At 67.5% G+C, this 26,713-nt stretch carries 19 protein-coding genes; 10 read left to right on the top strand and 9 right to left on the bottom strand.

Annotation, left to right across the window (positions count from 1 at the left end; all coding sequences use genetic code 11):
* Position 1: 1 nt before the first annotated feature.
* From KM176_RS16280 to pdxY, 5 genes are all read right to left on the bottom strand, one after another.
* Positions 2–895 carry an ABC transporter permease gene (locus tag KM176_RS16280; protein WP_236045340.1) on the bottom strand — a complete coding sequence of 298 codons (894 nt, stop codon included), beginning with the start codon at positions 893–895 and terminating at the stop codon, positions 2–4.
* Positions 892–1,863, bottom strand: a complete 972-nt coding sequence (locus KM176_RS16285) for an ABC transporter permease (protein WP_160894840.1) — start codon at positions 1,861–1,863, stop codon at positions 892–894. The genes KM176_RS16280 and KM176_RS16285 overlap by 4 nt, the downstream gene beginning before the upstream one ends.
* A 75-nt stretch (positions 1,864–1,938) precedes the next feature.
* Positions 1,939–3,543 (bottom strand): ABC transporter substrate-binding protein, encoded by a 1,605-nt coding sequence (locus KM176_RS16290; RefSeq protein WP_160894839.1) that lies wholly within the window; start codon positions 3,541–3,543, stop codon positions 1,939–1,941.
* Entirely contained in the window at positions 3,540–5,912 is a 2,373-nt protein-coding gene (locus KM176_RS16295; protein WP_202397838.1) for a molybdopterin-dependent oxidoreductase, read from the bottom strand. Before KM176_RS16295 ends, KM176_RS16290 begins: the two co-directional genes overlap by 4 nt.
* Before the next feature lie 206 nt (positions 5,913–6,118).
* Entirely contained in the window at positions 6,119–6,970 is an 852-nt protein-coding gene (gene pdxY / locus KM176_RS16300) for a pyridoxal kinase (RefSeq protein ID WP_160894837.1), read from the bottom strand.
* A gap of 367 nt (positions 6,971–7,337) precedes the next feature.
* On the opposite strand from pdxY, the gene KM176_RS16305 reads away from it, so the two are divergent.
* Both KM176_RS16305 and KM176_RS16310 read left to right on the top strand, forming a co-directional pair.
* The gene (locus tag KM176_RS16305) at positions 7,338–9,176 is read left to right on the top strand and encodes an ABC transporter ATP-binding protein (RefSeq protein WP_160894836.1); all 1,839 of its coding nucleotides are present in this window, start codon (positions 7,338–7,340) and stop codon (positions 9,174–9,176) included.
* 1,294 nt (positions 9,177–10,470) lie between these two features.
* Positions 10,471–11,877, top strand: coding sequence for a sugar porter family MFS transporter (locus tag KM176_RS16310; RefSeq protein WP_160894835.1), 1,407 nt, complete (start codon positions 10,471–10,473; stop codon positions 11,875–11,877).
* Between the two features lie 34 nt (positions 11,878–11,911).
* On the opposite strand, the gene KM176_RS16315 is transcribed toward KM176_RS16310, so the two are convergent.
* A complete protein-coding gene (locus tag KM176_RS16315; protein WP_160894834.1) occupies positions 11,912–13,285 on the bottom strand; it encodes an amidase family protein in 1,374 nt (457 codons plus the stop codon).
* Between the two features lie 3 nt (positions 13,286–13,288).
* The gene (locus KM176_RS16320; protein WP_160894833.1) at positions 13,289–13,465 is read right to left on the bottom strand and encodes a hypothetical protein; all 177 of its coding nucleotides are present in this window, start codon (positions 13,463–13,465) and stop codon (positions 13,289–13,291) included.
* Positions 13,466–13,745: 280 nt separating this feature from the next.
* Here KM176_RS16320 and KM176_RS16325 point away from each other — a divergent pair, with 280 nt between their 5' ends.
* From KM176_RS16325 to KM176_RS16340, 4 genes are all read left to right on the top strand, one after another.
* Positions 13,746–14,453: a helix-turn-helix transcriptional regulator gene (locus KM176_RS16325; RefSeq protein WP_160894832.1), complete on the top strand. Its 708-nt coding sequence runs from the start codon at positions 13,746–13,748 to the stop codon at positions 14,451–14,453.
* Between the two features lie 624 nt (positions 14,454–15,077).
* Entirely contained in the window at positions 15,078–16,037 is a 960-nt protein-coding gene (locus tag KM176_RS16330) for an AraC family transcriptional regulator (RefSeq protein ID WP_236045341.1), read from the top strand.
* Between the two features lie 105 nt (positions 16,038–16,142).
* Positions 16,143–18,257, top strand: a complete 2,115-nt coding sequence (locus tag KM176_RS16335; RefSeq protein WP_160894831.1) for a TonB-dependent siderophore receptor — start codon at positions 16,143–16,145, stop codon at positions 18,255–18,257.
* A 179-nt stretch (positions 18,258–18,436) separates the two neighbouring features.
* On the top strand, positions 18,437–20,134 hold the full coding sequence (locus KM176_RS16340; protein WP_160894830.1) for an ABC transporter ATP-binding protein: 1,698 nt from the start codon (positions 18,437–18,439) through the stop codon (positions 20,132–20,134).
* 213 nt (positions 20,135–20,347) lie between these two features.
* On the opposite strand, the gene KM176_RS16345 is transcribed toward KM176_RS16340, so the two are convergent.
* Positions 20,348–21,445 carry a tRNA-dihydrouridine synthase gene (locus KM176_RS16345; RefSeq protein WP_160894829.1) on the bottom strand — a complete coding sequence of 366 codons (1,098 nt, stop codon included), beginning with the start codon at positions 21,443–21,445 and terminating at the stop codon, positions 20,348–20,350.
* A gap of 797 nt (positions 21,446–22,242) precedes the next feature.
* On the opposite strand from KM176_RS16345, the gene KM176_RS16350 reads away from it, so the two are divergent.
* From KM176_RS16350 to KM176_RS16360, 3 genes are all read left to right on the top strand, one after another.
* Positions 22,243–22,668, top strand: a complete 426-nt coding sequence (locus KM176_RS16350) for a hypothetical protein (RefSeq protein WP_160894828.1) — start codon at positions 22,243–22,245, stop codon at positions 22,666–22,668.
* Complete coding sequence (locus tag KM176_RS16355) at positions 22,607–23,206, top strand: RraA family protein (protein WP_237453194.1); 600 nt, start codon at positions 22,607–22,609, stop codon at positions 23,204–23,206. Before KM176_RS16350 ends, KM176_RS16355 begins: the two co-directional genes overlap by 62 nt.
* A gap of 275 nt (positions 23,207–23,481) precedes the next feature.
* Entirely contained in the window at positions 23,482–23,988 is a 507-nt protein-coding gene (locus KM176_RS16360) for a hypothetical protein (RefSeq protein WP_160894826.1), read from the top strand.
* Between the two features lie 212 nt (positions 23,989–24,200).
* On the opposite strand, the gene KM176_RS16365 is transcribed toward KM176_RS16360, so the two are convergent.
* Complete coding sequence (locus KM176_RS16365) at positions 24,201–25,157, bottom strand: LysR family transcriptional regulator (RefSeq protein WP_160894825.1); 957 nt, start codon at positions 25,155–25,157, stop codon at positions 24,201–24,203.
* Positions 25,158–25,440: 283 nt separating this feature from the next.
* Between KM176_RS16365 and KM176_RS16370 the strand changes: the two genes are divergently transcribed.
* Positions 25,441–26,713 (top strand): amidohydrolase (locus KM176_RS16370; protein ID WP_215558798.1); only part of this gene is annotated, 1,273 nt, incomplete at its 3' end.

A 26,713-nucleotide genomic window follows, 5' to 3' on the forward strand; every position in this document is an offset into this window, starting at 1 on the left:
ATCAGCGCTTGCGCAGATGGGGGTTGAAAGCGTCATTGATCGCATCTCCCAGGAGGTTGAGGGCAAGAACGGTGAGGATCACGAAGCCGCCGGGGATCAGGGCGATGTACCAGGCGGTACGGATCGCCGGGCGCCCGAGGTTGATCATCGTGCCCCAGCTCATGACGTTGGGATCGCCCAGGCCCAGGAAGGCCAGGCCGGCTTCGGTGATGATGGCGGTGGCGACCAGCACCGATGCGATGACGATCACCGGCGACAGCGCATTGGGGATCACCTGGGTGGTGATGATGCGCAGGTCGGTCATGCCGATGATCCGGCAGGACTGGACGAATTCGCGCTTCTTCACGCTCAGGACCTCGGCGCGCATCAGGCGGGCCACGGCGGGCCAGCTGACCAGAGAGATCGCCAGCACGATGGAATGGATCGTCGGCGAGGCGACGGCGACGATGACGATGGTGAAGAGGAACGAGGGCACGGTCTGCACCGCGTCGGTGAAGCGCATCAGCACCGCATCGGTGCGCCCGCCGAAATAGCCCGCGCAGGCGCCCACCGCGATGCCGATCACCAGCGAGACCGAGGCCGAGACCAGCCCGACAAGGAGCGAGATCTGCGCGCCCCAGAACATCGCGGCGGTCATGTCGCGGCCCAGCACGTCGGTGCCCAGCAGCGCCGGGCCGTCGCCGGGCCAGGTGTAGGGCCGCCCGACCATGGCCCAGGGACCCATCGGGAACAGGATCGGTGCCAGCGCCGCCATGGCGACGACGATGCCCAGCAGGGCCAGCCCGGCGATGCCCTTGGGGGTGCCCAGGGTGCGGCGCAGCATCTGGAAGCGGGGCGGTCGTGCGGGGCGGGCCTTGGCGGCGGTGGTGTCGGGAGTGGTGTCCATGGCGGTCATTTCGTCAGCTCCACGCGCGGATCGAGTTTCATGTAGAGAAGGTCCACCAGCAGGTTCACGATGACGATGATGAACGAGCAGACGATCAGGATCCCCAGCAGGAGCGGGAAATTGCGGGCGAAGACGGCGTCATAGGCCAGGCGTCCGACCCCGGGCAGGCCGAAGATCGTCTCGGTCAGGACGGCGCCGCCGAACAGCTCGGTGATCTGGAGGCCGGCCATGGTGATCACCGGCAGCAGCGCGTTGCGCAGCGCATGGCCCAGGATCACGCCGCGTTCGGACACGCCCTTGGCGCGGGCGGTGCGCACGTAGTCCTGGGTCAGCACCTGCAGCATCGAGGCCCGCGACAGCCGGGCGTAGATCGCCACGTAGAAGAGCGAGAGCGAGACGACCGGCAGCACCAGGTGGCGGCCCATGTCGGCGGCGGTGGCCAGGATCCCCTCTTCGGCGCCGGCGGTGGTCAGACCCGAAAGCGGGAACCAGCCCAGCTGCACCGAGAAGATCAGCATCAGTGCCAGCGCGGTCAGGAAGATCGGCGTGGCGTAGCACACCAGCACCACCATCGACAGGATCACGTCGGTCAACTTGTGCGCCTTGCGGGCGGCGAAGACGCCGGTCAGCGTGCCGATGAAGACCGAGGTGATCACCGAGAGGATGACCAGCAGCGTGGTTGCCGGCAGGCGTTGCAGCACCACGTCCAGCACCGGCTGGGAATGCGGCCAGCTGTAGCCCAGGTTCCCGGTCAGCACGTTGCGGATATAGTCGAGCAGGCGGATCGGCAGCGGGTCATCCAGCCCGAAGCGCGCACGCAGAGAGGCCATCAGATCGGCATCCATGTCGCCGCCGCGCCCGGCCAGCACGTCCACCAGATCGCCCGGCACGGCATTCAGCAGGATGAAGTTGCCCACGATGATGATCAGGATCACCACGACGGCCTGAAGCAGCCGGTTGCGAAGGTAATGTCCCATCGGCAGAGCCTTTCGTTGCGCGTTGAAATGCAGGCGCCCCCCGCGTGCATCGACGCGCGGGAGGCGGGAAGACGATCAGGCTTTGGGATCGACCCAGACTTCGGCGAAGTCCGCATAGGTGCCGTGGGCATTGATCGTGTGATTGTGGACGCGCTTGTTGGCGACAGTCACGCTTTCCACCGCGACCAGCGGCAGCACCGGCAGGTCGGTCATCGCGAGCTTCTGGAACGCGTGATAGAGGCCGATGCGCTTTTCCTCGTCCATCTCGGCCGAGGCGGCCTCGAGGATCTTGTCCATCTCGGGGCTGTCGTAATGGGAGCCGTTGGAGAAGCCGACGCCCTTGGCAAAGCTTTTCGACCAGTAGGTGCGGTGGGTTCCGATGGTCGGATCCGAACCACCCGTCAGCAGGTTCACCGTGAACTGGAAGTCGCGGTCGGTGTAGACGCGCTTGACGAAGCCGGCGAAGTCCTCGTTGCGCACGGTCAGCTTGACGCCGATGCCGCGGAAGGCCTCGCGCAGGTAGTTGGCGGTCATGTTCTGGTATTCGCCGTAGGGCAGGGGATCCACCGTCAGCTCAAGCGTGCCGCGCTTGTAGCCGGCCTCTTCCAGCAGCTTGACCGCCTTCATCGGATCGTAGTCGTAGCGCGGCACGTCCGTTTCGTCGTAAAGCTGGGTCAGCTGGTAGTGCAGCGGCGTGTTGGCGACCTTGCCGTAGCCGAAGAACACGTTGTCCACGAGCCACTGCTTGTCGATGGCATAGGCCAGGGCCTCGCGCACCTTGGGGTTCGACATGACCGGATCATCGAGGTTGAACTCGATCATCTGCATCTCGTTCTGGAACTCGTAGCCCTTGGTGGTGATGTCGAACTTGCCGCTGGCTTCGAGGCGCGGCAGGTCGGGCTTGGGCAGCAGAGACTGGTTCACCAGGTCGAATTCGCCCGATTCCAGCCCGGCGGTGACGGTCGCGGGATCCGAGACGAAGCGGAACACCAGCTTGTCGAGATGCGGCTTGCCGGCATCCCAGTAATCCTCGTTCTTCTCCAGCACCAGGTTGTCGCCCGACACGAAGGAGACGAACTTGAACGGGCCGGTGCCGACGGGCTTGAGGTTGTAGGGGTTGGTCATCGGATCCGTGCCCTCGTAGAGGTGCGCGGGCAGCAGCTGGGTCTGCTGGGCGGCCAGCGATTTCAGCATCCCCGGAGAGGGCGCCGTCATCACGAAGACCGCGGTGTGATCGTCGGGCGTCTGGACCTCGGTCACGTCCTTGAAGATCGTCCGGCCGCGACCGTGCAGCACCTTCCAGACCTTCATGCAGGTATAGGCCACGTCCCTGGAGGTGAAGGGCGTGCCGTCATGCCATTTCACGCCCTGCCGCAGGTGGAAGGTGACCGTCTTGCCGTCTTCGCTGACATCATAGGAGGTCGCCAGCTGGGGCTGGATGTTCATGTCGAAATCGTAAGTGAACAGGCTGTCCGAGATCTTGGCCGAGACGACCTGTTCGGCACCGGCGGTGGTCATCGCCGAGGTCAGGATCTGCGGGCTGGGCGAGATCACGAAGGTCAGCGTGCCGCCCTCGTGGCCGACGGGGTCGATCGTGGCCCAGGCGGGGCGCCCGGCAAGGGTGGCCAGCGCCACGGTGGAAAGCGAGGACAGCAGCATCTGTCGGCGGGTCAGCGTCATGGTTGGTCTCCTGTTGGATCTGGGGATGCGGCCCGCTTGGCGCGGGTCTCTGCGGGGGGCTTGGTCTTCACCCGGCCCACGGCGAAGGCCGGGGCGTCGTGGACACGGATCGGGGGCACCTGGGAACGCCAGGGCTCGACCTCGACCAGGCAGCTCTGGGCGGCCGGCCCCTGGGACAGGGCCGAGGTCGGGCGGTCATGGGTCAGGACATTGGGATTGCCATGCAGGTCGAGGCATCCGGGCTGGCCGGGCAGCAGCGGGTCGTACCAGGCGCCGGTGGCCATCTGCACCACATCCGCGCGCATCGCCGCGTTCAGCGTGACGCCGGCCAGGCAGGCGCCCCGGTCATTCCAGACCCGCACCACGTCGCCGGCCTTGACCCCGCGTGCGGCGGCGGCCTCGGGGTGCATGACCAGCGGTTCGCGTCCGCGGATCTTGGAGGCCTTGCTGCCGCCCACCGGATCAAGCTGCCCGTGCAGCCGGTGCTTCGGCTGGGTGCTGAGCAGATGCAGCGGGAAGCGGCGGGCGCGCGGCGCGGTCAGGCCTTCGCGCGGGGGCAGCCAGCTGGGGTGGCCGGGGCAGTCGGGATAGCCGAAATCGGCAATGGCCTGCGAATAAAGCTCGATCCGGCCCGAGGGGGTGGCGAGGGGGGCGCCCTCGGGATCGGCGCGGAACGCCTCGAACGAGGTGAAGGGCGTGGCCGAAAGCGGCTTTTCGAAAAAGCCCTTGTCCCGCCAGGCGGCGAAATCGGGCATTTCGACACCGCGCCGGGCGGCCTTGGTGCGGGTCTCATCGTAGAGATGCGCGATCCAGGCTGCGGCATCGCGGCCCTCGGTATAGGTCTCGGCGACGCCCAGGCGCGCGGCCAGATCGGCGAAGATCGCGTAATCGTCGCGGGCCTGGCCCGGCGGCTCGGCCACCTTGCGCATGGCGATCACGTAGCGGTCGTTTGAAGAGGTGGCGATATCGTCGCGCTCCACCCCCATGGTGGCGGGCAGCACGATGTCGGCATGGCGCGCGGTCGCGGTCCAGACATGGTCGTGCACGATGATCGTCTCGGGGCGCGCCCAGCCCTCCAGCAGGCGGTTGATATCCTGGTGGTGGTGGAACGGGTTGCCGCCCGCCCAGTAGACCAGCGTCGGTGCGGGCAGGGTCAGGCGCTGGCCATCGTAGGCCATGTCCGTCACCTCGCCCAGCAGGTAGTCGGTGACGCGGGCCACCGGAATGTAGCGGTTCAGCGGGTTGTCGAGCACCGGCATCGCGGGGCTGGAGAGCCGCGCCACCGGGTTGCCCGATCCCGCCATGGACCCGAAGCCGAAGCCCAGGCCGCGCCCGCGCAGGCCGATCTGGCCCAGCAGCGCCGCCAGTGCGATCCCCGCCCAGAAGCATTGTTCGCCGAACTCGGCCCGTTGCAGCGACCAGTTGAGGTTGATGAAGCAGCGGCTGGCGGCCATGCGGCGGGCAAGCGCGCGGATCGTCCCTGCGGGCAGGTCGCAGATCCGCGCGGCCCAGTCGGCATCGAAGGGACCACCGCCATTGCCCTGCCGCAGGTAGTCTAGGAAAACCTCCGCGCCGGTGGTGCAGCGCGCGAGGAAGGCGTGATCGGCCAGATCCTCGCTCAGCAAGGTGTGGCAGAGCGCCAGCATCAGCGCGGTGTCGGTACCGGGGCGCACCGCCAGCCATTCCGAGCGGGTGTCATCCACGTCCGATCCCAGCGGAGAGATGTTCACGATCCGCCCGCCGCGCGCCACGAAGGCCTTGCGGTAGCCGCCCTGCACGTGACTGCCGACGCCGCCGCTTTCGATCTGGCCATTGCGCGAGGGCAGGCCGCCGAAGCTGACGAACAGATCGCACCCCTCCAGGATCGCATCCCAGCCGGTCACCGGGCCGTAAAGCATCTCGTTGCTGCCCAGGACATGGGGCAGCAACACCATTCCGGCGCCGAAGCTGTAGTTGTTGCGCTGCTCGACCCCGCCGCCGATGGCGTTGATGAAGCGCTTCAGCTGGGTCTTGGCATGATGGAAGCGCCCGGCGCTGGACCAGCCGTAGGAGCCCGCGAAGATGTGGTCGTTGCCCCGGGTGCGACGGACGCGCTCCAGCTCTCGGGCCACGAGGTCCAGCGCGGTGTCCCAGTCGACCTCCACGAAGGGGTCGGCGCCGCGTCCCGGTGCGGGGATCCCGGCGCGCCCCTCCAGCCAGCCCTTGCGCACGGCGGGCCGCAGGATGCGGGCGGCATGGGTGCGGTACTGCGACAGCCCGTCCAGCAGCTCCGAGGGGGCGGCATCCCGGGCGAAGGGGGTGATGTCGAGGCCGCCGTCGCTGCGGGCGGTGGCCTCGAAGGTTCCCCAATGTGTCGAGCTGATGGGCAAGAGCGGCATCCGATGTTCAGGTTCGGTTGTCGCCAGTGTCACTCGGCCCTGCAGTGCAATAAACGGAGCCGTACGCAATATATTCGTGCGCCGGGCGCACGGGTTTGCCGCCGATCTGACATTTTCAGACCGGCGCCCGCCCAAACGGAACGTTTTTATTTCGGAGCGCTTGCGGCGGCGCCGTCAGGCGTGGGCAGGGGCGGGGCTCAGAGGGGCTGTCCCAGGGTCAGCAGCGCCTGGCGGAAGCCCGGCTCGCTCAGAACCACTTCCCCGGCGCCAAGCGCCCGGGCGTGCTGCAGCGCGCGCGAGACGAGCACCTGCGCGGTTTCCACCGCCTGCGGCAGCGCCAGTCCGCGCCCGATTCCGGCGACGATCAGCCCGGCGAACAGGTCCCCGGTCCCCGGGAGCGCGATGGGCAGGTGCGGCGTCGGGTGGCGGGATGTCCCCTCGGGCCCGAGGATCACGCTTTCGATATGACCCGGGGCGGTGTCGGCCAGGGCGCAGCCGGTGGCGATCAGCCGGGCATCGGGATGCAGGTTCAGCAGCGCACGGGCCGCCGGCAGGTCTTCCAGAGAGGTGATCTGCCGACCGGTCAGCCAGCCCAGCTCGAACGGGTTGGGGGTGGCGATGTCGGCCAGCGGCAGCAGTTGGTCGCGCATCACGTCGGCGATGGTTTCCGGCACGTAGAGGCCGGGCCCGGCATCGCCCATGACCGGATCGCAGATATAGGTCAGGTGCGGGTTGGCGGCCTTCGCCTCGGCAACGAAATCGGCCACCTGCCGCGCCACCTCGAGCGAACCGATGTAGCCGGTCAGCAGGAAATCCGCCCGCGCCGGCAGATCACGTTCCCGCGCGCCGCGCAGCAGGTCGGCGAAGAACGGCCCGGGCAGGGCCTGGCCGCGCAGCGTCGGGTAGTCGGGCGTGTTCGAGAAGACCACCGTCGGGATCGCGGCCACTTCCAGCCCCGCCGCCTGCATCGGGAACAGGCCGGCGGAATTCCCGACATGGCCGAAGACCACCTGGCTCTGGATCGAGATCACGAAGGGGGGGCGGGTCATGGGGACCTCCGGAGATTGCACCGCTTCGCGATACCGCCCGGCGCGGCGGGGTTCAACCGATACGGCGCCGGTTGCTGCGGCGGAGGCGCGCCATGCGGGGCGTTTACGGAGGCCGCAGGTTGTGCCTACGCGCCCGACAGCGCACAATGCGGTATGCGATTTTGGCGATTTGACATCCCCGGGCCAATGAAAGAGTAACGGGCTCCCGCAATCGGAAGGTACAGGGTTGTGCTTTCCTGTCGCCGGCTGCCGAAAGCCAGGGGCGGATCTGCCGCGATCCGCCGGCCCAGGCACCGACCCTCAGACGCCCCAGGGCCCGCCCGCCGAGGGTCCCAGGCAAACGTCTTTCATCAGGTTACAGACGATCATGACCGCAACTGCCGATACCCCTTCCGATCCCTCTCCTCCGGCCTTCATCGAAGACAGGGGCGATGACACCAGCCTGGGCCAGGCCGACAACCGCCAGTTCCTGCGCCGTCTGCTGCTGACCGGGCTCAAGTCCCAGCGATGGACCTATGCCATCGCCATCGTCGCCATGATCGTGGCCGCCCTGGGCGCGACCATGACCGCCTGGGTGATGCAGGGGGTCGTCGATGCCATGAGCGCCAACAAGGACCGCGACGACGTGATCATCGTGGCCGCCACCGTGGCCGGCATCTTCATGATCAAGGGCATCGCGACCTATGTCCAGACCGTCTACATGACCCGCGCCGGCAACCGGATCGTGGCGATGCTGCAGTTGCAGTTCTATGAACGGCTGCTGTCGCAGAGCGTCAGCTTCTTCAACATCAACGAAAGCTCGCAGCTGCTTCAGCACACGTCGCGCAGTGCCCAGAACGCGCGCCAGATCATCGACCTGATCGTCAGCTCGACCGTGCGCGACGTGCTGACCCTGATCGGCCTGGTCTGCGTGATGTTCTACCAGCAGCCGCTGCTGACCGTGGTGTCGCTGGTCGGCGGCCCGATCATCATGTTCGGGGTCCGCACCATCCTCAAGAGCGTGCGCAAGATCGTCGCCAAGGAAACCGCCTCGCTGACGGCGATCCTGAAGGTCACGCAGGAGACCGCGCGGGGCTTCCAGATCATCAAGCTCTTCGGGCTTGAGCCGACCATGGGCAAGGTGATGAAGGACGCGGTGGAGCAGGTCGAGGACCGTTCCAATGCCGTGGCCCGGCTGAACGCCATCACCTCGCCGCTGGTCGAGACGCTCTCGGGGCTGGTGATCGCCGCCGTGGTGCTGATCAGCGCCATCGACCTGGTGGACGGCAACCCCACCACCCCCGGACAGCTGATGTCCTTCATCACCGCGCTGCTGATGGCCTATGAACCGGCCAAGCGGCTGACCCGGATGCGGGTGAAGATCGAAAGCCTGATCGTGCCGCTGCGGCTGATGTTCGACCTGCTGTTCCAGCCGCTGACGGTCGAGGATGCGGTCAACAGCAAGCCGCTGCCCGATGGCCCGGGCGAGATCACGCTGCGCAACGTGCACTTTGCCTACCGCGATGCCGAACCGGTTCTGAACGGCGTGTCGATGACCTTCCAGGCCGGCAAGACCACCGCCATCGTCGGCGCTTCGGGCAGCGGCAAGTCCTCTCTGATGAACCTGCTGATGCGGCTTTACGACCCGACCGAAGGCAGCGTCTGCGTCGATGGCATGGACCTGCGCCATGTCACCACCCGCTCCCTGCACGAACGGCTGTCCTTCGTCGGCCAGGATACCTTCCTGTTCTCGACCTCGGTGATGAACAACCTCAAGCTGGCGCGCAAGGAGGCCACGGAGGAGGAGATCGTTGCGGCGGCCAAGGCGGCCCATGCCCATGACTTCATCATGGAGCTGCCGCAGGGCTACGACACCGAGATCGGCGAGAACGGCGCCTTCCTGTCGGGGGGCCAGCGTCAGCGCCTGTCGATCGCCCGCGCCTTCCTGCGCAACGGCCGCATCCTGCTGCTGGACGAGGCCACCAGCGCGCTGGACGCGACCTCGGAAAGCCTGATCAAGGAGGCGCTGTCGCGGATCTCGCAGGATGCGACGACGGTGGTGATCGCGCACCGTCTTTCGACGGTGATGGAGGCCGACCAGATCCATGTGCTCGACAAGGGGCGGATCATCCAGTCCGGCTCTCCGCAGGACCTGCTGAGCCGACCGGGGCCGTTCCGTGCCTTCTTCGACCAGCAGAACAGCACCGCCGCGCCCGAGGCCGGCTGAACGCCCGTCCGGCGCCGGGCCCGCCGCGCGCCCGATCCCCACAAGGGGCCCGGTCTGAGGACCGGGCCCTTTCCATGTGGCAGGGCCGCTTCGGTCCCGGTCCTGCGGACCAGAGGGCGCCAAGACCCTCCGATCCCCCTTCTGATGGTGATCCGAGGCTTCCTCTCTGGATGGACGGGTCAGGGCAAGGCGGGATGGTCCGGCAACGGGTTGCAAGCGGCGCAGGTTGGGCATGGCCGCGTTTCGCGGCGCAGGGGCCGCCCGGAGGAGGCGCGGGGAAGTGATCCCGGGGGGGATCGGACGGACATCTCAGATCTGGGATCCCGACCCCGCGCGGCCTGGCCTGCCGCAGGGTCCGGCGCCGGTCCGGGAACCTCTGTCCGCTGAACCGGCTCCTGGCGCAATCGAACCGGCGCCGCCTGATCGTGCCGCGCAGACAAAGCCTTGCCGTCCCGACGACAGGGACCGGCAGGATCCCCAGACCGCCTGCCGCGCCGCATATGCGGACCATGGCGTGGCCTTTTCGGGGGACTGGGCCTTCGACCGCGATGTCGCCCGCCATGGCAAGGGCCCTGACCTGATCGCGCACGAAGTCGCAACGGGCCGCAGGACAATCCCTTCTTCAAAGGGGGAATGCCGCACCCGGGTCAGCGGCCCGGATCTTCTCCAAAGCGGGTGGTTTCAGCCCTGCCTGCAGCTGCCGGGCGGTCCGTTGCCCAAGCCCCCGGAATGCGGGGCCGGGATTTGCGGCGCCCTCCTTTTCTGGGCCGCGTCTGCGGCATGGGGCTGCGGTCGGGACCCTGTGGAAGGGCGCTTTGGGGGGCCGGGCCCGGTGCCGTGCGCCCTGGCCGCTGCGGCCCGGGTTGCCTGGGCGCTTGTGATCCCCTATCGCCCCGCTCCGGACGGGGCCGTTGCGGCAAAGGACAGGGCATGAGGCATCTTCGGAAGAAATCCTTCGGCAGTCCCGGCGAGGCGCAGCGAAGACGGGCCGCTGGCCGAACCCATGGCGGTGCCCGGCGGGACCCTTGCCTGCATGTCGCGCGGCCATGATCCCTGTGGCGTCGGCCACAGGTTCGGGATGTAGTGTCGGAACGTGAAGGAGGGCCCCTTGCGCAACACGCGCTTCGTCGTCGCATCCGAGGTCGGATGGATCGGGACCCGGCAGGCGATCTGACCCATTGTGCGGGCTCCGGAGGGCGCCCCGCAGCCCAGTCATTGCCCCGCACGGCGGGGGCTTCGGCGGTTCGTCCCGCGCAGGAGACGCGGACCAAGCCGGATCGAGGAGGAGAGAAAGATGCGCCATTCCGGCACGGAGTCCGCCCGTATCGCGGTCGCCGGCAACGGCTCCGCCCCCCATGTCCGCCGCATGGGCCTGCTGGTCCTGGTGGCCACCTTCGGCGGGTTGCTGTTCGGCTATGATACCGGGGTGGTCAACGGGGCGCTCGGGCCGATGCGGATTGACCTGGGACTGACCGCCATGACCGAGGGCCTTGCCGTCTCGATCCTGATCTTCGGCGCGGCTCTTGGTGCGCTCGGCGGAGGGTACATGGCCGACCGGATCGGGCGGCGGCGCAACATCCTTTACTTGTCGGTGCTGTTCATTCTGGGGACCGTCGGGGCCGCCTGTGCGCCCGACTGGCAGGTGTTGTCGTTGTTCCGCTTCATCCTGGGGCTGGCGGTGGGCGGTGCCTCGACCACGGTGCCGATCTACCTGGCGGAATGTGCCCCGGCCGCGCAGCGCGGCGGCCTGGTCACCCGCAACGAGCTGATGATTGTCTTCGGCCAGTTCGCGGCCTTCGTGATCAATGCGCTGATCTACAATATCTGGGGGGCGCATCCCGGGGTCTGGCGGTACATGCTGGTGATTGCCGTGCTGCCGGCCATCGCGCTGCTGCTGGGGATGCTGAGGATGCCACCCAGCCCGCGCTGGCTGTCGGCGACCGGGCGCCATGACGAGGCGCTGGAGGTATTGCGCTCGATCCGCAGTGCAGAAGAGGCGCTGGAGGAACACCACGAACTGCGCAGCCTGCGCCCGAGCAATCCGCAAGACCAGGCGCTGTGGCGCGAACCCTGGGTGCGGCGGCTGATCCGGATCGGCGTCGGGCTGGGGATCTGTCAGCAGCTGACCGGGATCAACGCGGTGATGTACTACGGCACCCAGCTGTTGCAGGACGCGGGCTTTTCCGCCGGGGCGGCCATCATCGCCAATATCCTGAACGGGGTGGCAAGCCTCGCGGGGATCTCGGCGGGCCTGCTGGTGATGAACCGGGTGAACCGGCGCTGGCTGCTGCTGGGCGGGTTCGGCCTGATCGCGGTGCTGCATGTGCTGGTGGGGCTGGCGGCGCTGTGGATGCCCGACACCGCCCTGAAACCCTTCGTGGTGATGAGCCTCGTCGCCGGCTTCGTCTTCATCATGCAGGGCAGCGTCGGCCCGCTGGTCTGGCTGCTGCTGGCCGAGATCTTTCCGCTGAAGATCCGCAGCTTCGCCATGGGGGTCTGCGTCTTCGCCCTCTGGGTCGCCAACGGGATGCTGACCTTCGCCTTCCCGCCGCTGGTCGCGGGGCTGGGCATCGGCCCCACCTTCTTCCTGTTCGCCGCCATCGCCCTGGGCGCGTGGATCTTCGTCTGGCGCGCGGTGCCGGAAACCCGCGGCGTGTCGCTTGAGAAGGTCGAGGCCGGCTTTCGCGATGGCAGCCTCTGAACCGGCGGGTGTCGGGCCCCCGCAGGGGCCCGGTTCACAGGGCCGCCTCGATCCGCAGGGCCATCGCCAGCAGCATCCGGTCGGCGCCGATCGGGGCCTCCAGCATCATCCCCACCGGCAGGCCGTCCGCATCCAGCCCCGCCGGCAGCGTCAGCGAGGGCTGGCCGGTCAGCGTCGCCAGCGCGGTCTGGCGGGTGACCACGGGCATTGTCGCGCGCGCCTCTCCGTCGATCTGGAGGACCGAGAACTCGGCCTCGGCGGGGGGCTGCACGGGGCTGGTGGGCATCACCACCAGATCGACGCCATGGTTGGGGAAGATCGCCCCGAAACGCGCCTGAAGCGTGGCCCGGGTGCCGGACAGGATTTCGGCATAGGTCCCTGCGGTCTCTGCCGCCAGCTTCGGTACGGCGGCGAAGATCGCGCGCACGTCGGGGCTTGAGAGGCTGGCGGCGAAATCCGCCCAGGCGATGCCGCGCGCCTCCAGGAAGGTGCTCCAGTAGGCCAGCGTCTCGTTGAAGACCAGCGGCATGCCGACCTCGTCCTCCCAGCGGTCGAAGTCGAAGGCGGGCAGGGGGATGATCTCGGCCAGACCGGCGGCGACGAGCCTGTCGAGCGCGCTCCGGAAGGTGGCCTCCAGGGTGGGGCAGTAGCCGGGCAGGGCATCGGCGGGCAGGCCCAGGCGCAGCGGCCGGTCGGGCAGGGCGGGCAGGGTGGCGTCCTCGGGCACGATCACCGCGTCGATTTCGGCGATGTCGGCGACGCAGGCGGCCAGCACGCCGATGGTGTCGCGGGTGGGCGAGAGGTTCAGCACGCCATCCCCGGGATAGCGTCCGCTTGAGGGGCGCAGGCCCGCGACGCCGCAGAAGCTGGCCGGGATGCGCACCGAAGCCCCGGTATCGGAGCCAAGCGCCGCCGGCACCAGCCCGCTGCCCACCGCCGCCCCCGATCCCCCCGAGGAGCCGCCCGCCGTGCGTCCCAGATCGAAGGGATTGCGCACGCTGCCATAGCCGCCATTGTCGGAGGTCACGCCGAAGGCCAGCTCATGCATGTTGAGCTTGGCGGGCACCCAGGCGCCGGCGGCGCGCAGCCGGGCGACCACGGAGGCATCCTGTGCGGGCCGGTTGCCCGCCAGCGCAGGCGCGCCGCCGGTGGTGGCAAAGCCGGCCACGTCGATATTGTCCTTCACGCCGATGGGCAGGCCGGCGAGCGGGCCCTCGCAGGCGCGCGGCGGGGTGAAATCCGCCGCGATCACCGCATGCAGCGGATCGGCCTTGGCGCGGGCTTCCAGCCGGGCGGCCAGGGCGGCCAGGGCGGGCAGGCCGTCAGAGGCGATCTCGGCGCGGGTCTGCGCCAGGCTCAGCGGGCCGAACTGGCCGGGGGCGGGACGGATTTCGGGGGTCTTGGTCATGGTTCAAACCTTCATCTGTTCGCTCAGGGCGGCGCGCAGGTCCGCCCCGGCGTCCTTGCGCAGGACCATGGCGCCGTGGTCGAGGACGAGGGCGCGGGCCCTGGCCAGTGCGGGGGCGGCCAGCAGCGCAGAGGCCACAGGCGCCCCGGTGCCCGATTTCAGAAAGCTGCGCCGATCCATGCGATGTCTCTTGTTGCGGTGCGCCCGCGCCGGGGCGCCTGTTCCGTTCCCAGACCTACGGGGCGTCCGCAGGAGGCGGGTATCGTCAGAAACAACGATGGCGCCCCGGGGGGCGGGCCGCACTGCAGGAAGGTGGTCAAGAAACGGGCAGGGAGCGGGGAAGGCATCCTTCCCGGAGGGCCGTGTCCGCCGGTTGCGCTTTCCCCGCCCCCGGGCCCGGCGCTAGTCCTGCCCCTGTCGCCCCGGGCGGGGCGCTTCGGACCATCCACGGGATTGCGCCATGTCCATCCAGATGCACCAGCTTCAGAAATTCGGAGAGATCGTCCGCACGCTCGAAACCTTCGACGGGCCGCAGAACATCCGCGAAGCGGTCTTTCCGCAGATCATTGCGCTGGTTGAAGCCGATTTCGCAGCCAGCTACCGCTGGAACAACCGCAAGCGCATCTCCGAAGATGGCCTCTATCACAACATGTACGAGACCGCCGGGCGCGACCATGACGGCTATTTCCAGTTCCGCGATCCGATCACGATGCGGATGCGGGCGGCGGGGCGGGCGGCCAGTGTCGACGAGGTGATCGACCGCAAGGCGCTGGAGGCATCGGAGTTCTGGAACGGCTTCCTGCAACGCGACGGGCTGCATTTCGGAATGAACATCTTCCTGTTCGACGGGGCCGAGGACCTGGGGGATTTCCGGCTTTGGCGCAGCCGCGATCACGGCCCCTTCGCCGAGGCTCAGGTCACGCTTCTGGAGGCGTTGCGGCCGCATCTGGGGCGCGCCCTCTCGCGCCAGTCCTGCCGCTACGCGGGCCTGACCCCACGCGAGCAGGAGGTGGTGCACCTGGTGGCGCGCGGCTGCCGGGACCAGGACATCGGCCGCATCCTGCGGATCTCGATCTCGACCGTGCGCACCCATCTCAACAAGGCGATGGAGAAACGCTGCTGCGCCAATCGGGCCGAGCTTGCCGCCAGCCTGCGAGCGCTGTCCTGACGGGTATCCCGGGGCAAAGCCGCGCGTCCATCCGGCTCTCCGGATCCGGCCCTTTCGAAGCGGCCCCTTCGGATGTTGGGGCGCTTTGCATGTGATGCAGGGCGGGACGGCGGCGCAATATTTCCGAACAGATCGGGAAATGACCTGCGGGAGTTGAATTCCCTCAGGTTTCTGAATGGATTTGCTTTTCCATCAAGGTGTCCGGAGGATCTTCTGCGCCATTATGTTGGGCGACAGGTCTTTCATATGCATTGCGATTGGCATCGTGGCATATTCGAGTTGTAATTCCGTCTGGATCCGAAAAGCGGGCCATTTTCGATGTTCTGGCGGCAGAGCTGGCCCAAAAGCCGGAAGATCGATAGAAACTGGGGCGGTGCCATCGCCCCTGGCGGCGGCGCGATGATCGCCGCATCGGAGCCGAGGCCTGGGACAGCGTCCTGCCGGAGATCGCCTTTCGCCGGGCCCGAAGCGGATCCGGCTGGTCCGTCCGGCACAACGGGCCCGGCCAGCCCGGCGGGGGTCTTTCGCGCGGGATGGATTGACAAACCTGACTGTAATAATCAGGAATGACCCGCGCGGCGCCCCGGGGGCTGCGTCTTCCGTTCCCGTACCGATCGTTCCGACATGCTTCCTGCCGCGCAGTCCCATGACCTTATGCCCGCCGCCCTGCCCCCCTTCCGGCCCCGGATGGAGGCCCGGACCCGGGCGCTGCGCACCCTCGCACCGCTGAAATTCCGCCCCCTGGCCGGGGCGGTAGCGGATCTGTGGCAGGTTGCCGGAGAGGCCGGAGCCGGGGGCTTCTACCGCTCGCCCGATCCGCGGCTGGTGGTCTTCACCGGGCCGCGGCCACCGCAGATGGCCTTTCGCACCGCCGCGCAGGCGCCGGATCGGCTGGGCGTGCGGGCGATGTTCGTGCCGGCGGGGGTGCCGCTCTGGGCGCGGCTGCTGAAGGCCGAGACCTTTGGCCACGTGGATTTCCACCTCGATATCCGGTCGCTGCGGCGGCGGCTGGCGGTCTCGGGCGACAGTCACCTGCCGCAGGGCGCGGTCTTCGCCGGGAACGGTGCCGATCTGGAGACGCTGGCCGGGCTTGCGGCGGCCGAGGTGGCCCGCCCGGCGCGCGGCGACATGGTGCTGGACGGTTTGTTGCAGGCGCTGCTGGGCGCCGTCCTGCATCCCGAAACCGATGCCGGGGAAGCCGTGCCGCAGGCTGCCGGGCTGCGCCCGCACCAGGCCCGCCGGCTGGAGCATTACGTCCAGACGCATCTGGAGGACCCCCTGGGGGTGGCCGAGCTGGCGGGCCTCGTGGGGCTGTCGGAAAGCTGGTTCAGCCGCGCCTTCAAGCAAAGCTTCGGCCTGACCCCCAAACGCTGGATCGCGCAGCGCCGGGTCGCGCGGGCGCAGCAGCTGATCCTGGAAGAGGGCCTGTCACTGGCCGAGGTCGCCTTGGCCACCGGATTTGCCGACCAGGCCCATCTGTCGCGGGCCTTCAGCCAGGCCGTGGGAATGCCGCCCTCGCGTTGGCGGCACATCCATGCCGGCAGCACCGGGGCCGGGCACGATCAGCCGCCGCCATTTCCCTGATTTTCCCGGACTGCGGCGGTTTCGGACAAATCGCGGCAGGGATCTTCAAGACGCTCCGGGAAAAGTTGACTTAAACCATCAGGAAAATGCGCAAGGGACATGCATATGAAACACGGCTTTTTCCTCCTGGCAGGTGTCAGCACGCTTGCCCTGATCAGCGGGGCGGCCCTGGGCCAGGAGGCAGAGGGCCTCGATCTGGCGCCGATCACCGTGCAGGGCACGGAGGATCCCACCGGGCCGGTCGCGGGCTACGCCGCCGGGACCTCGGCCTCGATCAAGAGCACGCGTTCGCTTGGGGAGGTGCCGGCCTCCGTGACGGTGGTGACGTCGGACCAGATCGACGACACCGGCGCCGGCAACCTCTCGGAGGCGCTGAACTATGCCGCCGGCGTGGTCACCGAGGCCTATGGCGCCGACCCGCGCTTTGACTCCATCGTCGTGCGCGGCCAGGACCTGCAGAACCAGATCTACCTGAACGGGCTGCATTTCAGCCGCTCGACCCGGCCCGACTATGGCGCCCCCTCGCTCGACCTCTACGGGATGGAACGGGTGGAGCTGCTGCGCGGCCCGCAATCCACGCTTTACGGCGCGGGCTCGCCCTCGGGGATGGTGAACCTGGTGCAGAAGCGCGCCCAGATGTCGGGCGATACCTCCGAGATGGGCGTCGAGCTGGACGGGAACGGCTCCTGGCACCTGTTCGGCGATTTCAACAAGGTGGTCAGCGACCGGCTGGCCTATCGCATCGTGTCGCGGTCCGGAAACGGCAAGACCGGCATCCCGGAATACGACAACGAGGGCACCTACCTGGGCTTCGCCCTGCGGGCAGAGGCCACCCCCTCGACCACCGTCGAGGTCCTGGGATCCTTCCAGAAGGACGATCCCGATGCCCCCGCGGGGGTGCCCAACGACTTTGTCGGTCTTTATGACGGCAAGGACCTGCGCGATTTCTACTTCGGCAACGAGGCCAACGAGACCGGTGATCGCCGCACCGCCAACCTTGGCGTCCAGATAACCCATGCGCTGGACAACGGCTGGACGCTGAACGGCAATGTCGGCGCGACGAAGTTCGACTGGCAATACAGCAACCTCTCGCTCGGCAGCGTCAGCGGGACCCGGGTGGCCCGGACCCTGCTGGATCAGGACGAGGCCGCGACCTCGCTTGCGGCGGACCTGCGGCTGAGCGGCGAGGTGCTGACCGGCGCGCTCAGCCACCGGCTGACCTTCGGTGCCGATGCAAGCCGCTTCCACGAGGCGGCAGGATCGGTCTTCTACTACGGCCAGCCCGAGATCGACTATGCCGATCCCGATTACGCCGCCTTCGATCCGGTCACCAGCGGCGGCACCTATACGGCGGACAAGACCGCGACGGTGCGCCAGCTGGGCGTCTACGCGATGGACGAGATCGAGATGGGCCGCTGGCGCGCCTCTGCCGCCCTGCGCCACGACTGGAACCGCGCGCGCGGCGAAAACGTCACCAGCTACGGCATCACCGACCTGGACCGCAACGACAGCGCCACCACCGGCCAGGCCAGCCTTGGCTATGGCTGGGACAATGGCCTGTCGGCTTACCTGGCCTATGCCACCTCCTTCTCGGTCTTCGCAGAGCCCGATGCCGACGGCAACACGCTGAAGCCGACCGAGGGTGCGCAGTGGGAACTGGGCTTCAAGTACCTGCCGCCCGCCACCGACATCTACCTGACCGCCGCGCTCTACCAGCTTGACGAGCGCAACCGCTCGGTCGCGCAGACCGTCGGCGGCACCACGGTCTACAGCCAGGTCGGCAAGTCGCGGATCCGCGGGCTTGAGCTGGAGGGCCGGGCCAACCTTGCGGACGGCTGGAGCTTTACGGGCGGCTATTCCTACACCGACAGCGAGATCATCGGCGGCTCCAACGACGGCAACCAGCTGGGCCTGACGCCCGAGCATACCGCGAAGATCTGGCTGTCGAAGGAGATCCAGAGCGGCCCGCTGCACAGCCTGACTCTGGGCGCGGGGGCCCGTTTCATCGGCGCGCGCTATGCCTTCAACGAGAATACCCAACGCCTTGATCCGGTGACCCTGCTGGATGCCGGCATCACCTACCGCAGCGAAGGCGGAACCGAGCTGCGGCTGAACGTCACCAACCTCACGGACGAGGTCTATGTGTCCTCGGTGGGCTATTTCTCGACCTACTACGGGGACGGGCGGACCCTCTCGGCCAGCCTGACGCGTCGCTGGTAAGCGGTTCCGGCCGGTTTTGCCTGCTGCGCAAGGCCGCGCCGTTGCGCCGCAAGCCCGGGCGGGCGCTGCCCGATCCACAGGCAAACCCGCAGTTGGCGCGGGCAGGGGGACGGATCCTGCCCGCGCCGCCCGTCCGCGTGATACACCCCGGCTGACTGCCCCTTCCCGAAAGACCGCCCATGCTGCGCCAGTTCTTCGAATATTACCGACCCCACAAGCGGCTCTTCTGGATCGACTTCGGCTCTGCCGTGCTGTCGGGCCTGCTGGAGCTTGCCTTTCCGCTGGCGATCACCGCCTTCATCGACCATCTGCTGCCACTGGGCGACTGGGGGCTGACGGTGCTGGCGGCGATCGGGCTGCTTGGGGTCTATGCGCTCAATACCGCGCTGATGGGCGTGGTGATCTACTGGGGCCACCGCCTGGGGATCGAGATCGAGACCGAGATGCGCCGCCGTGCCTTCGCCCATGTCACCCGGCTGTCCTGGTCCTGGTTCGACCGCGCCCGCACCGGCAAGCTGGTGGCGCGCATCACCCGCGACCTGGAGGAGATCGGCGAGGTGGCCCACCACGGCCCCGAGGATCTGTTCATCGCCATCATGACCTTCGTCGGGGCCTTCGTGCTGATGTTCCTGATCCATCCGGAACTGGCGCTGATCACCGCCGTCATCGTGCCGGTCACGGTCTGGATTGTCACGATCTACGGTGCCCGCATGACCCGCAGCTGGCGCGAGATCTACGCCCGTGTCGGCGCCTTCAACGTCCGCCTGGAAGAGGCCATCGGCGGCATCCGCGTCGTCCAGTCCTTCGCCAATGAACGCCACGAGGAGGCGCTTTTCGCCCGCGACAACGCCGCCTATCGCCAGACCAAGCTGGAGGCTTACGGGCTGATGGCCCGGGCCAGCGCGATCCATTACATGGGCCTGCGTTTCGTGCAGGTGGTGGTCATGGTGGCGGGCGCGGCCTTCGTGCTGCGCGGCAGCCTCGAGGTCGGTGGCTTCGTCGGCTTCCTGCTGCTGGTCAATGTCTTCTTCCGCCCGCTGGAAAAGATCGCCGCCGTGATCGAGACCTACCCCCGCGGCATCGCCGGTTTCCGCAGCTACCTGGAGCTGCTGGAGACCGCGCAGGACATCACCGACGGTCCGGGCGCGCGGCTGGCGGGCCCGCTGAAGGGGGCGGTGCGCTTCGAGGATGTCTCCTTCGCCTATGACGGTGCGCTGCCGGTGCTGCGCGGTGTCAGCTTCGAGGTCGCCCCCGGCGAGACGGTCGCCCTTGTCGGGCCCTCGGGCGCGGGCAAGACCACCGCGCTGGCGATGCTGCCGCGCTTCTACGACCCCACCGGCGGACGGATCACCATCGACGGCGTCGACATACGCGACTTTACCCTGGAAAGCCTGCGCACGCAGGTCGGCACGGTCAGCCAGGATGTCTTCCTGTTCGGCAGCAGCCTGCGGGAAAACATCGCCTACGGGCGCCTTGGCGCCACCGAGGAGGAGATCCTGAAGGCGGTGCAGGAGGCCCAGCTGGGCGATCTGGTCGCCCGCCTGCCCGAGGGGCTGGATACCCTGGTGGGCGAACGCGGCGTGATGCTGTCGGGCGGGCAGAAGCAGCGGGTGGCGATTGCCCGGGCCTTCCTCAAGAACCCGCCGATCCTGGTGCTGGACGAGGCGACCTCGGCGCTGGACCGCGAGACCGAGCGCGAGATCCAGGCGGCGCTGGAGCGGCTTTCGGTGGGGCGCACGGTGCTGGTCATTGCCCACCGGCTTGAGACCATCCGCGATGCCGACCGCATCCTGGTCTTCGAGGCGGGACGGCTGATCGAGGCCGGCAGCGACAGTGAGCTGCGCCGCGTCGGCGGGGTCTACGCCCGCCTGCAATGAGGAGAAGGGCGCTTGGCCAGGGCGGATGCCGGCAAGGTGTCCGGTCGCGGGCTGATCGCCCTTCTGCCGGATCGCCGCTCAGCCGGTCCGAACATTGCGAGGGGCGCCCGTGGACGCCCCTCTGCCGATGGTATTTCAAGCGCATCCCCCTGAAAACATGGGGGGAAGGCCCCCGATGCGCGGCAGGCGCCTGCGCAGCGGGGTTTCATCCGCTCAGGCGGATTGCGCGTAGCCGCCGTTGTAGTCTTCGCTTTTCCGGCGGATCTTGGAATGCTCGACGATCCGGTCCCGGGCGATGCCGCGGAAGTCCTCGATCGAGGCATAGCCCTTGCGTTCCAGGTAATCCGCCAGGTCGCCGGTCAGTTCCTGGATCAGCTTGATCCCGACGCCGCCGCTGCCCTTTTCTTCCATCGCGGCGGTGCAGACCTGCAGGTTGCCGGCGCCGTGGACGATGAAGTTGAACGCCTCGCGGAAGCCCTTGATGCCGCCGATGCCGGAAATCGCCTGGTCCGGATAGGCCTTGGACAGGGAGTTCACCTTCTGCAGCGCCTGGTTCAGGATCGCCAGCCCGCCCTGACCGCCCGAGGTCACGAGGCCGTCGACCTCGACCTCGAACTTCATCGTTTCGGGGTCCATCAGCGGCAGCGAGGGGAAGGTGTTGCAGAGCGAAATGCAGTCGGCGCCCGCGTCATAGGCCACGCCCGCCGCCTCGACGAAAGAGGAGGTCGAGGGGGTCAGCTTGACCCAGACGGGCACGTCGACAACCTCTTTCACCGCTTTCAGGACGGAACGGATGACCGCCTCGTCATTGGCGATATGGGCGCCCATGTCTTTGCGGTCCATGTGCGGGCAGGAGAGGTTCAGCTCCAGCGCGTCGCAGCCCACCCCGATGACCGAGGTCGCCAGCGTCTGCCAGTTCTTCATCTCTTCCGCGCTGCCGGCACCGGCCATGATCGAGGCGATGACCATGCGGTCGGGATAGGCCTCCTTGATCTCCTTGAGGTCGGGCAGCCACTGTTCCAGCGGCTGGTCCGAGATCAGCTCCCAGTTCCAGGAGGAATGCGAGACGGTGTTCGCCCGCTTGTTGCGCGAGACATAGGGTTTTTCCTCGCCGGTGCGCTGGTAGATCGTTTTCGGCCCGGCGACGTTCTCCACCGGGTGCAGGCCGATGGTCTTGGTGACGACACCTCCCCAGCCGGCCTCGAAGGCCTTCATGATCTTGGCCTTGCTTTCGGTCGGCGGCGCCGAGGCCAGAACGAACGGGTTCACGAACTCGAGACCGGTAAAGTTTGTCTTCAGATCAATCGCCATGGCGCTTCCCTCCTGTTGTTGAAAACAGGGACCCATATTTTTTACCAAAAAGTCAATAAATTCCCAAGGCGGCCGCGCAGCCGGTGCGAAAGCGGGCGTGTTTTGGCCCTTGGTGATTAAACCGCGGGCAAAGCCCCCCTTGTGCGCCCGCCCGGAGCCCGGGCGTGGCAGGCGTTTGGGGGACCGGTGCCTGGACTGCATATGGAGGCTGTGGCAGAGCCTGAGACGCGCCGGGTCATTACATGGAGCCGTGTAAGGCCAGGTCTCGCGCAGACTTTGGAGACATAATCCACATTATCACATGCCTGAGCCTGCGCATCGGCGCCAAGCCCGCCCGGTCCGGACCGGTCAATAAGAACATGCCGGGGCGATGCCTCCCGGTTGGTCCCGACGGGCCGGTACGATCAAGGACATCCGGCGACGCAGAGAAGCGGGCCGGTGACGGCCCGTGCGGTCTCTGAACGGGTCCTCGGTGCCGCCTGCATGGCAATTCGCCCCGGCGCAGAGGATAGGATCCCGCGCGCCCTTCCAGGGACCTCGATTGCCATAGATGGCCCACGTGAGTGCAAAATCCGGGCAGACTTCCCCGCAGATACGACGAAATTTTCCTCATGCCACGCCGTGCCTCTCCGGAGAGCACACTAAAATTCATCGAAATTCGCCGGTAACATTCGAAAATTTTCGCCATCCTGAGGGGTAATTGACAAAACTTATCAGATACTTGGAATGCTCATCACTTCTTTGCCTTGTCTTTCCACGGCCATGCCGGGCCAAACACCGACAGGGAAACCAGGCAAATGAGAGAAGAACTCAAGGGACTGAGCGCCCGTATGCTGGCCACTGCCGCATGTTTCACGATCACCATGGCCGCCGGTCCGGCCAGCGCCGAAACCTGGCGCAAGGCGACCAAGGTGCCCGCCGACAGCTTCGGGGGACGCCTGCATCAGGAGTGCGCGGAGAAGGTCAAGGACTCCATACACGGCGATTTCAGGATCAACGTCTACCTCTCCGGGCAGTTCGGCGATGCGCAGACCGTGCTGGAGCAGGTCTGCTCCGGCATCATCGACATTTTCGTGAATGACGTGAGCCATCTCAAAAGCTTCAACCCCGACAGCACCTTGGATCTCCGCGCCGTTCCTGTTCGACAGCCGCGCGCACTGGTTGGGCTTCATGAAGTCGGACTACTTCCATTCGATCCCGAATTCGATCGAGAAGAAGGATAACATCGGCGTCATCGGCGAAGTCGGGCCCTTCGGTCGCGGCTTCCGCGTGCTGGTCACCAAGGACGACGTGAAATCCTTCGATGACATCAAGGGCCTGAAGCTGCGCCTGACGGACATCCTGCTGATCCACCGGTCCGGCGACACCAGGTACGCCTGCTGGGGCGGTGTCATCACCAATGCGGCGGCGATCTGCGGCTTCAAGGCCGGCATCGTCGACGGCCCCGTGACCGACGTGAACGAGATCCGCCGCACCGCCTTCCCGATGTGGAGCCGTGGCCGCTCTTCGGTGACCACCAAGCTTTATGCCCAGTCCGGCGCCTTCAACGTCCCCGTCTCCATCGGGGGCGTCACCGTGCCCCCCGGCGATGCGGTTCTGGCCGATGAAAGCGGTGTCATCCTCCTTGACCCCGCCGAGGCCGTGGCCGACCGCGCGCCTGGCCTGCAGGCCGCCGAGCTGACGCTGATCGCACGGCTGAAGGCGGGCGAGGCCCTGGGCCAGATCACCGGCGCCTCCAGCATGATTGCCGAGCGGCTGTAACCCATGAACATCGACGCGCTGCGTGATGGATGTGGGGCTTTTCGGCGCCCTCGATCCGGGTTGCGATGGACCTTGGTGCGCCGTACGCCTGTCGAGACGCGCTCGGAATCCCGTATCATCACCTTCCCGCGCGGTTCGCGCCCCTATCTCGACGTGATGCAGCGCCTCTCCGCGATGCGCCTGCCCGCCTTGCCGGCAGTGTCGGGCTGCACCGCGCTCTTCCCCATGCGCACCATGGCCGAGCGCGGCCTGGGGTGGCGACACAGCCGCGCAGCATGGCCGGTGAGGCCCGCCTCCAGGAGATCGACATCGGCGTCACCCTGCCCCCGATGAGCTTTGCCGCTGTCAACGAGCCCGCCGCCGCTCCGCCGATCTACGCCCTGACCTGCGCCCTGGCCGCCGATGCGGCGCGCAGCTATGCCCGCCGCATCGGCAGCGGCGTCCATGTTCCCGCCACGCTGGACTTCCCGATGAACAGGGCGAAGGCCGGGCCCTGGCCCGACCGGTCCGGTGCCGGTCGCGGGCCGGGGATGCCGCGACGGAGCCATGCTCTGGAAGCAAGGCAGGTTTGGCGAGACAGCGATGGTGCTGCGTCGCAGCAATTGCTACCTAAGGATCACGGCACAGCGATGTGCCAAAGAGTTTCCTGGACCTCTCTCCTCCTCCCTGAGGTCCGGAAATCAGCGGCGGCCCCTCTCCTCCTCCCTGGGGTCGCCGCGCTCCTCCCTCCTCTGGATTTCAGATGTTTTGCAACGCCTTCCAAGGGCGTCTTCGGCATGTAAAAACCGCGCCCGGTCATCGCCGCGCCTGCGACCGGAGGAATGGGCCATTCAACGGGCCTGCAATGTCCCTTCATGCGATGCCCCCCGGTGCCATGAAGCGCCTGGCGCAATTCTGGCCGCTCATGCGGATCATCGGGCCATGGCGCAGCGCGACCCCTACAGGAGAGGCCCGCCGGGATGGCGCCGTGCCCTGCCGCCGGAATGGGCCGGGTTCAGTAGATCGTTGCGGCCTCCCGCACCGGCCGGAAGGCCTCTTCCAGCCGGGCATATTCCTCCAGCAGCCAGTCCAGCACCCGTTGCACCGCCTCACGCTGCGCGCCGGGATTGCCGCGTGCAACGAAGCAATAGGTGTCCTGGTCGCGCTGGAAGCGGCGGCTGGCGGGCACCAGCTCTCCGCTTTCCAGCTCTCCGGCGACCACGTGCCACCAGCCAAGGGCCACGCATTGCCCCTTGAGCGCCGATTGCAGCACCAGCCCGTAATCCGAGAAGGCCATGCGCGACGCCCCGGTCATCGGATCCAGCTGCACCGCGTTCAGGAAGACTTCCCAGGTCTCGGCCTCCCACATCCTGGCGGTCAGCTCTCCCAGGGAATGGCGTTCGGGCTGCACGTCGGGGTCGTCGATGTAGCCATGGCGGGCCAGGTAGTCGGGGCTGCACACCGGGATCACCAGCTCGTCGATGGCGGGCCAGATGGTGATGCCCGGGCCCGGCGCCCAGTCATAGCGGATCGCCAGGTCGGCCCTGCCCATCGGCCCCTCGGGCTCACCGTGGATCAGCTCGAAACGCAGGGAGATGTCGGGCATCAGTGCCTTCAGGCGCGGCAGGCGGGGCATCAGCCAGTGCAGCGCGAAGGCCGAGGTGATCGACAGCGAAACGGTCTGCTCCTCGGCCAGGCTCAGCTTCAGCTCGTCCAGCGCGTGCTCGATCTGGGAAAAGCCGCCCTGCAGCGCCTCGTGCAGGAAACGCCCCTGCTCGGTCAGCTCCAGCCCGGCATGGTTGCGTTCGAACAGCGGACAGCCCAGGTGCTGCTCCAGGGCGCGGATCGAACGGCTGACCGCCGGCTGGGTCACGTTGAATTCCCGCGCTGCATTGGTGAAGTTCAGGTGCCGGGCGGCGGCGTCGAACACGAAAAGCGATCCCGTCGTCGGAACCTTGGAGCGCAGCGTCATACTAGGCCTTCCTGCTTGCCATTACCTGCTGTCATGGTGGCAGCAGAATTTCAACCTTCGTCCGCCGCCCGCCGCCGCCTAGTCTGAAGGTCGGGCGGGCATCGCCCGGTGGGTGGCAGGCAAAGGCACCGCCGGGATCGAATGCCCGGAAAAGCTACAACCACAAGGCGCGCCCGGCCCGGCCCGGTTCCGATCCGGGACCGACCGGGGGGCTGCAGCGCGTCTTCCTGCGGACATCCCGGGGATCCGCCCGGGGCAGCTCCGCTGACCATAAGGCCATATCATGACTGCTGACCTGCTGATCTACAATGCCGACGTCGTGACGATGGACCCGCTGCTGCCGCGGGCCACGGCCCTTGCCATCCGAGAGGGGCGGGTGATCGCCCTGGGAGAGGAGGCCGACCTGCGGCTCCGCTTTGCCGGCGCGGCCCGGCAGATTGATGCCGGAGGGCGCCAGATCCTGCCCGGCCTCCAGGACCTGCACATCCATCTTCAGGACAGCGGCTATTACACCGGCACGATGGCCGATCTCTATGCCTGCCGCAGCGAGGCGGACCTGACCCGGGCGCTTGGCGATTTCGCCGCCAGCCATGACCGCGACTGGGTCTTCGGCGTCGGTTTCGCCTGCGGCCACTTCTCGAATGCGAACCTTGGGCGCGCGGTGCTGGACCGCATGGTGCCGGATCGCCCGGTGCTGATCTACGGTTCCGACCTGCACAGCGCCTGCCTGAATTCGCGTGGCTGCGAGCTGCTGGGCCTGACCGCCGAAACGCCCGATCCCTACAACGGCCATTTCACCCGCCGCCCCGACGGGACGCCTACGGGGATGCTGCATGAACAGGCGATGTACTGGGCCAGGGACCGGATCGGAGAGATCCCCGACAGCGCCTACCGCTTCGGTGTGCAGCACGGGCAGGCGCTCTGTCACAGCCTGGGCATTACCGGCATCATCGACCCGATGGTCCAGCCTCGCCACGCGCGCGTCTATCAGTCCATGGCCGAGGACGGCACGCTGAAGCTGCGGGTTGGCGGGGCGATCCACATCACCGCGGACGAGGCCCTGCCGGAGGCCATGGCGCGGGCACTGCGGATGCGCGCCGCCCATGACCACCCGCTGTTCCGGCTGCATTCGGTGAAATTCTTCATCGACGGCGTTCTAGAAAACCGCACCGCCGCCATGCTGGAGGACTATGCCGATGCCGATGGGGGCAATGCCCCGCTGATGTTCCCGCCCGAGCAGTTGAATGCCCTGTGCATCGCCTTCGACGCCGCCCGGTTCCAGCTGCACATGCACGTGATCGGAGACGCCGCCGTCAGGGCTGGGCTGGACGGACTGGAGGCGGCGGTGCGGGAAAATGGCCGCTGGCCCGCGCTGCACCAGATGACCCATCTCGAATGTGTCCGTCCCGAGGACATTTGCCGCCTGGGACAGCTGGGCGGGGTCGCCAATATCCAGGCGCTCTGGGCGCGGCGCGAACCCTCGGTGACCGAGGTGGCGATGCCGATGGCCGGACCCGAGCTGGAGGACTGGATCTATCCCTTCGCCTCCCTGCTCG

The sequence above is a fragment of the Pseudooceanicola endophyticus genome, from assembly GCF_018760365.1.
Taxonomy (GTDB): Bacteria; Pseudomonadota; Alphaproteobacteria; order Rhodobacterales; family Rhodobacteraceae; genus Pseudooceanicola; species Pseudooceanicola endophyticus.